This is a genomic window from Actinomadura sp. NPDC000929 (assembly GCF_040492065.1).
In the GTDB taxonomy this organism is placed as follows: Bacteria; Actinomycetota; Actinomycetes; order Streptosporangiales; family Streptosporangiaceae; genus Spirillospora; species Spirillospora verrucosospora.
In genome coordinates this window covers 1-7,060 of the sequence record NZ_JBEUPA010000250.1, presented here as the reverse complement: position 1 = coordinate 7,060, position 7,060 = coordinate 1, and the positions used below count along the sequence as shown (strand labels likewise).

Sequence of the window (7,060 nt, the reverse complement as noted above, 5' to 3'; positions counted from 1 at the left end):
CTGGGGCCGGGCGCCGCCGGACGGCTGCGCGAGGACCCGTGGCGCCTGCTGAGCGTCCCCGGCGTCCGGCCCGGCCAGGCCGACCATTTCGCCCGCGCCCTGCTCGGCGAGGACGCCCGCCCGGACGATCCCCGCCGCGGCGGGGCCCTCGTCCTGCACCTGCTGACGGAGGCGGCCCGCCAGGGCCACACGGTCACGCCCGCCGCCGACGTGCTGACCGCGCTGGAGCGCCTGCGCTTCCCCGACCCGCGGCGCGCCGTCGACGCGGCGCTGGACGAGGCGGAGGTCCTGGCGCTGACCGAGGAGCCGGAGTTCGACGAGGAGGCGTTCGAGGAGGGCGCCGAGCCGCCGGAGCCGGAGGAGACGCTCGGCCCGGCGCGGTGGGCGCTCGCGGAGGAGGCGGCGGCCGAGGGGTTCCAGCGCCTGACGCTGACCGCCGCGCCGCTGCTTGACGACGCGGCCCTGAAGGGCCTGCGCGACGGGCTCCCCGAGGACCGCTCCCTGGCCCTCACCGCCGCGCTGCGCACCGGCGTCAGCATCCTGTCCGGCGCGGCGGACGGCCTCGCCCGCACGATCGCCGGGATCGCCTCCGCCGCGGCATCGCAGGGCCTGCGGACGGCCGTGGCGGCGCCCACCGACCGCGCCGCCGCCGATCTCGCGGCCGCCTTCCCCGCCGGCGCGGCGGAGGGCGTCGCGGTCACCAGCCTGCACCGGCTGCTGGAGCCGCGCGAGGACCCCTCGGCCGCGCCCGGGGCCGTCGTCTACGGGCGCGGCGAGCAGCGGCCCTTCGATCTCGACCTGCTCGTCGTGGCGGACGGCGCGGCGCTCGACGTCGAGCTGTGCGCGGTGCTGGCCGAGGCGTGCCCCGACGGCGCCCACCTCGTGCTGTGCCGCGAGCCCGGCGCCCCGCCGCCCGCCGGGCCCGGCCGTCCGCTGGACGATCTGGAGGCGTCGGAGACCGTGCCCGTCGTGGCGCTGGACGCGGAGCCGCCGTCCGGCCCGCTCGGCGTCCTGACCGAGTCGGTGCGCGGCGGCGAGCTGACCGCCGTGGACGCCCCGGGCCGCGAGGTGGTCATCGTGCCCGCCGAGGACGCCGGCGAGGCGGTGCACCGGACCGTCCAGCTCGTCACCGACTCGATCCCCCGCGCCCTCGGCATCCCCGTCGAGGACGTCCAGGTCGTCGCCCCGGCGGCGGGCGGGGACGCGGGCGCGGGCGCCCTGAACGCCGCGCTCAAGGCCCGGCTGAACCCCGGTCCCGGCGCGTTCGGCGGCCTGGACCCCGGCGACCGCGTGGTCGTCGCGGCGCCGCTCCCGCAGGCGCCGCTCGGCGAGACGGGCGTGGTGACCGGCGGCGGCCCGCACGGGCTGGAGGTCGACTTCCCGGGAGGCGCCGCGGTCGTCGCCCCGGCGGAGGCGTCCCGGCTGCGGCACGGCTGGGCGGTGCCCGTGGCGCTCGCGCGCGGGACGCGGCGGCCCGGCGTGGTGGCGGTCCTGGGCGCGGACGGCCTGTCACGGCCGCTGGTGGCCACCGCGTTCGGCCTCGCGCGCCGCCACCTGTCCGTCGTGCAGGCGGCCGGACCCGCCCTGGCCAGGGCCGTCCGTGAGGAGGACGCGCCCGCGCGGCGCACCAGGCTCGCGAGGCTGGTGGCCCAGTGAGGTACTGATGGGTAAAGAAACCCCCGTGTCGCGGTTTACGGACGACCCCGTATGGGACACGATGTCAACAAGGGACAGGGTCAACAAGGGTCAGGCACGGCATCGGGTGGAGGAGCGACATGCCCCAGCGGCTCAGGCGGCTCGGAACGGCGTCGGCGGCGGTCTCGGCGGGGGCGCTCGTCCTCGTCCTCGCCGCCCCGGCGGCCGAGGCGGCGGCGGAGACGTGCAAGAAGGGCGTCGACCCCGAGAGCACGGTCGAGAACTGGAAGTGCAACCTCGGCAACCTGCGCGAGGCGCTCACCCCGAAGACGCCCGCGCCGACGCCGGCGCCGACCAAGAGCCTGAAGCCCGCCCCTGAGAAGACCACGAAGAAGACCAGGACGCCGGCCAAGGCGCCCGCCAAGGCCCCCCGCAAGGCGCCCTCTGCGCCGAGCGGCGGGAGGGGCGCGGTGCCCGGCCCGGCACCGATGACAGGGCCGGGCGGACTCAAGCCGTACTCCGGGCAGGCGCCCGCCACCGCGGCGGGACTGCCCGGCGTGCTGCCCACCCCTGAGATCGCGGCCGACCCGAACGCCGTCGGCGGGACGGCCGCCATGCCGCAGACCCGCCTCATCTCCCCCGTCGCCGCCACCGGCCAGGACAACGGCCAGATGATGCTGATCGCCGCGGCGGCCGGGGCCGCCGGGGCCGTGGGCGCGCTCAACATCAGCGTCGCGGGCCGCGCCCTCCGCCGCCGGCGCGGGGCCCGCTGAGAACGGCTCCCTCGGCCGCGCCGGAGTCCGGCGCGGCCACCGGGGTCACATGGAGGGCGCGCCGATGGAGTGCAGCCCGCCGTCGACGTGGACGATCTCGCCCGTCGTCGCGGGGAACCAGTCCGACAGGAGGGCCGCGCAGGCGCGGGCCGTCGGCTCGCTGTCCTTGATGTCCCAGCCGAGCGGGGCCGCCTTCGGCCACAGCTCCGTCATGCCCTCGAAACCGGGGATGCTCTTGGCCGCCATCGTCGCGAGCGGTCCCGCGGCGACGAGGTTCACCCGGATGCCCTGCGGGCCCAGGTACTTGGCCAGGTAGCGGGCGCACGACTCCAGGCCGGCCTTGGCCACGCCCATCCAGTCGTAGACCGGCCACGCCTTGGTGGCGTCGAAGTCGAGGCCGACGACCGAGCCGCCGTCCTTCATCAGCGGCAGGCACGCCATCGTCAGCGACTTCAGCGAGTACGCGGAGGCGTGCACGGCGGTGGCGACGTCCTCCCAGGGCGTCTCCAGGAAGTTCCCGCCGAGCGCGGTCTGGGGCGCGAAGCCGATCGCGTGGACCACGCCGTCGAGGCGGTCGAAGCCGCTGTCGCGCAGGTTCCCGGCGAGGGCGCCCAGCTGGTCGGCGTCGGTCACGTCGAGTTCCAGCACCGGCGGCGGGTTGTCAGGGCCGGACGGCAGCCGCTTGGCGGTCCGCTGCGTGAGGGTGGGCCGCGGGTAGGCGGTCAGCACCACCTCGGCGCCCTGCTCCTGCGCGATCCGCGCGACGTGGAAGCCGATGGAGGCGTCGGTGAGGACGCCGGTGACCAGGATGCGCTTGCCTTCGAGGATTCCCATGACTGTCAGTGCCCCATTCCCAGGCCGCCGTCGACCGGGATCACGGCCCCGGTGATGTAGGCGGCGTCCTCACTGGCGACGAACCGGACGGCCTTGGCGATCTCCTCCGGCTTCGCGATGCGGCCGAGCGGCACCGCGGCGGTGATGGCCTTCTGCTGGTCCTCCGTCAGCACCGCCGTCATGTCGGTGTCGACGAACCCGGGCGCCACCACGTTGACCGTGATGCCCCGGGACCCGAGCTCGCGGGCGAGCGAGCGCGCGAACCCGACCATGCCGGCCTTGGACGCGGCGTAGTTGGACTGCCCCGGCGAGCCCAGCAGCCCCACGACCGAGGAGACCAGCACGATCCGGCCCGCGCGCTTGCGCATCATGCCCTTGACCGCGCGCTTGGCCACCCGGAACGACCCGGTCAGGTTGGTGTCGAGGACCGAGGTGAACGACTCCTCGCTCATGATCGCCAGAAGCGTGTCCTTGGTGATCCCCGCGTTGGCGACGACCACCTCGACGGGCCCCTGCTCCGCCTCCACCTTGCTGAAGGCCGCGTCGACGTCCTCGGCGCTCGTCACGTCGCACCGGACGCCGAACAGCCCCTCGGGCGGCTCTCCGGACCGGTAGGTGACCGCGACCGCGTCGCCCGCCGCGGCCAGCTCGCGGGCGATGGCGAGGCCGATGCCCCGGTTACCGCCGGTCACGAGGACAGAGCGACTCATCAGGACCCTCTCGTTGTACTGCTCGTTGGCTGCTGCACGACATTAGCGGCCCGTGCGGCCGCTGCGGATGTGCCGAACCGACAAGATCCGCTCACCTCCCTTTGTTCGCGCGGCGCGCGGGCCCCCGGCGGGACGGGCGCGGACGGTAGGTTGCGGAGGGTGCATGACATCGATCCCGCCTTCACCGCGCTGCCGCTTCGCGCGCTGGCCGACGCGGCGCTGTCCCGCGCCAGGGAGCTGGGCGCGCAGCACGCCGACTTCCGCCTGGAGCGCATCCGCAGCCAGACCCTCCGGCTCCACGACGCCGCCCTGGAGACCGCCCTGGACGCCGACGACGTCGGGCTGTCGGTCCGGGTCGTCAAGGACGGCACCTGGGGCTTCGCCGCCGGCATCGACCTGACGCCCGACGGCGCCGCCCGCGTCGCCGCGCAGGCCGTGGAGGTCGCCGCCGTCGCCAGGGCCGTCAACCGCGAGCCCATCGAGCTGGCGCCCGAGCCCGTCCACGGGGAGCGCACCTGGGTCTCGGCCTACGAGACCGACCCCTTCGAGGTGCCGACCGTCGACAAGGTCGCGCTGCTGGCGGGCTGGAGCCGCCTGCTGCTCGGCGACGACCGCGTCGACCACGTCGACGCGACCCTGCTGCAGGTCAAGGAGAACAAGTTCTTCGCCGACCTCGCCGGCACGGTCACCACCCAGCAGCGCGTCCGGCTGCATCCCGTCGTCAACGCCGTGGGCATCGCCGGCGGCCTGTTCGACACGATGCGCACGCTGGCGCCGCCCGCCGGTTACGGATGGGAGTGGCTGTCGGGCGAGCACTGGGACTGGGACGGAGAGCTCGCCCGCATCCCCGAACTGCTCGCCGAGAAGCTCGCCGCGCCGTCGGTGGAGCCGGGGGTGTACGACGTCGTCGTCGACCCGTCCAACCTGTGGCTGACGATCCACGAGTCGATCGGGCACGCCACCGAGCTGGACCGGGCGCTCGGCTACGAGGCCGCCTACGCGGGCACCTCGTTCGCCACCCCCGACAAGCTCGGGACGCTGCGGTACGGCTCCGAAATCATGAACGTCACCGGGGACCGGACCACCGAGCACGGGCTGGCCACCATCGGCTACGACGACGAGGGCGTGCAGGCCCAGTCGTTCGACATCGTCTCCGGGGGCCTGTTCACCGGCTACCAGACCGACCGCCGCATCGCCCGTCTCACCGGCGCCGAGCGCTCCAACGGCTGCGCCTTCGCCGACGCCGCGTCCAGCATGCCGATCCAGCGGATGGCGAACGTCTCGCTCAAGCCCGCCGAGGGCGGCCCGTCCACCGAGGAGCTGATCTCCGGGGTCGAGCGCGGCATCTACATCCTCGGCGACAAGAGCTGGTCGATCGACATGCAGCGCTACAACTTCCAGTTCACCGGGCAGCGGTTCTTCCGCATCGAGAACGGCCGCCTCGCCGGGCAGCTCCGCGACGTCGCCTACCAGGCGACCACCACCGACTTCTGGAACTCGATGGAGGCCGTCGGCGGGCCGCAGACCTACGTGCTCGGCGGCGCGTTCAACTGCGGCAAGGGCCAGCCGGGGCAGGTCGCGCCGGTCAGCCACGGCTGCCCGTCGGCGCTGTTCCGGGGCGTCAACATCCTCAACGCGCTGAAGGAGGCCGGCCAGTGAGCACGATCAGGCCGCAGGAGGCCGTCGAGCGGGCCCTGTCGCTGTCGCGCGCCGACGACTGCGTCGTCATCGCCGACGAGGCGAGCACCGCGAACCTGCGGTGGGCGGGCAACACCCTGACCACCAACGGCGTGACCCGCTCCAGCCGCCTCACCGTCATCGCGCTGCGGAACACGGCGGACGGCGTGGCGGCGGGCGTGGTGTCGCGGTCGGCCGTCGGCGCCGACGGCATCGAGGACCTGGTGCGCGCCGCCGAGGCCGACGCCGCCGGCAACGAGGCCGCCGAGGACGCCCGGCCGCTGGTCTCCGAGGGGCCGCCCTCCGGCGCGGCCGGATGGGACGACGAGCCCGCCGAGACCGGGATCGGGGTGTTCGAGGGCTTCGCTCCCGCGCTGGGCGAGGCGTTCGCAGCCGCGCAGGCCGGCGACCGGCGCCTGTACGGGTTCGCCAACCACGTCCTCACCTCGACGTTCCTCGGCTCCTCGGCGGGGCTGCGGCTGCGCCACGACCAGCCCACGGGGCTGCTGGAGCTGAACGCCAAGGGCGCGGGCGGCTCGGCGTGGGCGGGCGTGGGCACCCGGGACTTCACCGACGTCGACGTCGCCGGCCTCACCGGCGGGCTCGCCCGGCGGCTGGAGTGGGGCGAGCGGCGCGTGGACCTGCCGGCCGGCCGGTACGAGACGATCCTGCCGCCGTCCGCCGTCGCCGACCTGATGATCTACCTGTACTGGTCGGCGGGCGCCCAGGACGCGCAGGACGGCCGGACGGTGTTCAGCGCCCCCGGCGGCGGCACCCGCGTCGGGGAGCGGCTCAGCGACCTGCCGGTCACCCTGTCCAGCGACCCGGCCGCGCCGGGCATGCAGTGCGCCCCGTTCGTCATCGCGCACGCCTCCAGCCGCGAGTCCTCGGTGTTCGACAACGGGCTCGCGCTCGGCCCCACCGACTGGATCCGCGAGGGCGCCCTCGCGTCCCTCGCCCAGACCCGGCACTCCGCCGAGCGCACCGGCCTGCCGCTCACCCCCGCCGTCGACAACCTGTCGATGAGGGGTCCGGACGGCGGCGCGTCCCTGGAGGAGATGATCGCCCGCACCGAGCGCGGGCTGCTGCTGACGTGCCTGTGGTACATCCGGGAGGTCGACACGCAGAGCCTGCTGCTGACCGGCCTCACCCGCGACGGCGTCTACCTCGTCGAGGACGGCGAGGTCGTCGGGGCCGTGAACAACTTCCGGTTCAACGAGAGCCCGGTCGACCTGCTGTCGCGGATCTCCGAGGTCGGCGAGACGGGGCCGACGCTGCCGCGCGAGTGGTCGGACTACTTCACCCGCACCGCCATGCCGGCGATCCGGGTCCCCGACTTCCACATGTCGACGGTGAGCCAGGCCACCTGAGCCGCCGCGGCCGGGGACGGCGCGAGGGCGTCGCCGGGGCCGGGCCGGTCCCGGCGCCGGC

The 7,060-nt window shown here is 75.0% G+C and carries 6 protein-coding genes; 4 read left to right on the top strand and 2 right to left on the bottom strand.

What is annotated here, in order from left to right:
* Both ABWI04_RS41020 and ABWI04_RS41015 read left to right on the top strand, forming a co-directional pair.
* Window positions 1–1,656, top strand: a 1,656-nt coding sequence (locus ABWI04_RS41020) for a helix-hairpin-helix domain-containing protein (protein WP_353835788.1), incomplete at its 5' end; no start/stop codon positions are given.
* A gap of 119 nt (window positions 1,657–1,775) precedes the next feature.
* Window positions 1,776–2,408, top strand: coding sequence for a hypothetical protein (locus ABWI04_RS41015; protein ID WP_353835787.1), 633 nt, complete (start codon window positions 1,776–1,778; stop codon window positions 2,406–2,408).
* Window positions 2,409–2,453: 45 nt separating this feature from the next.
* Here the strand turns inward: ABWI04_RS41015 and fabI are convergent, their stop codons facing one another.
* Window positions 2,454–3,242 carry an enoyl-ACP reductase FabI gene (gene fabI, locus ABWI04_RS41010; RefSeq protein ID WP_345181193.1) on the bottom strand — a complete coding sequence of 263 codons (789 nt, stop codon included), beginning with the start codon at window positions 3,240–3,242 and terminating at the stop codon, window positions 2,454–2,456.
* A 5-nt stretch (window positions 3,243–3,247) separates the two neighbouring features.
* Entirely contained in the window at window positions 3,248–3,952 is a 705-nt protein-coding gene (locus tag ABWI04_RS41005) for a beta-ketoacyl-ACP reductase (RefSeq protein ID WP_345181191.1), read from the bottom strand.
* A 159-nt stretch (window positions 3,953–4,111) separates the two neighbouring features.
* Between ABWI04_RS41005 and ABWI04_RS41000 the strand changes: the two genes are divergently transcribed.
* Window positions 4,112–5,611: a TldD/PmbA family protein gene (locus tag ABWI04_RS41000; protein WP_353835786.1), complete on the top strand. Its 1,500-nt coding sequence runs from the start codon at window positions 4,112–4,114 to the stop codon at window positions 5,609–5,611.
* Window positions 5,612–5,616: 5 nt separating this feature from the next.
* Complete coding sequence (locus ABWI04_RS40995) at window positions 5,617–6,999, top strand: metallopeptidase TldD-related protein (RefSeq protein WP_345181236.1); 1,383 nt, start codon at window positions 5,617–5,619, stop codon at window positions 6,997–6,999.
* Window positions 7,000–7,060 lie beyond the last annotated feature (61 nt).

Bases quoted from the DNA above. Each gene is read 5' to 3' on its own strand.
- ABWI04_RS41005 (WP_345181191.1), bottom strand. From the start codon at position 3,952: ATGAGTCGCTCTGTCCTCGTGACCGGCGGTAACCGGGGCATCGGCCTC.
- fabI (WP_345181193.1), bottom strand. From the start codon at position 3,242: ATGGGAATCCTCGAAGGCAAGCGCATCCTGGTCACCGGCGTCCTCACC.
- ABWI04_RS41015 (WP_353835787.1), top strand. From the start codon at position 1,776: ATGCCCCAGCGGCTCAGGCGGCTCGGAACGGCGTCGGCGGCGGTCTCG.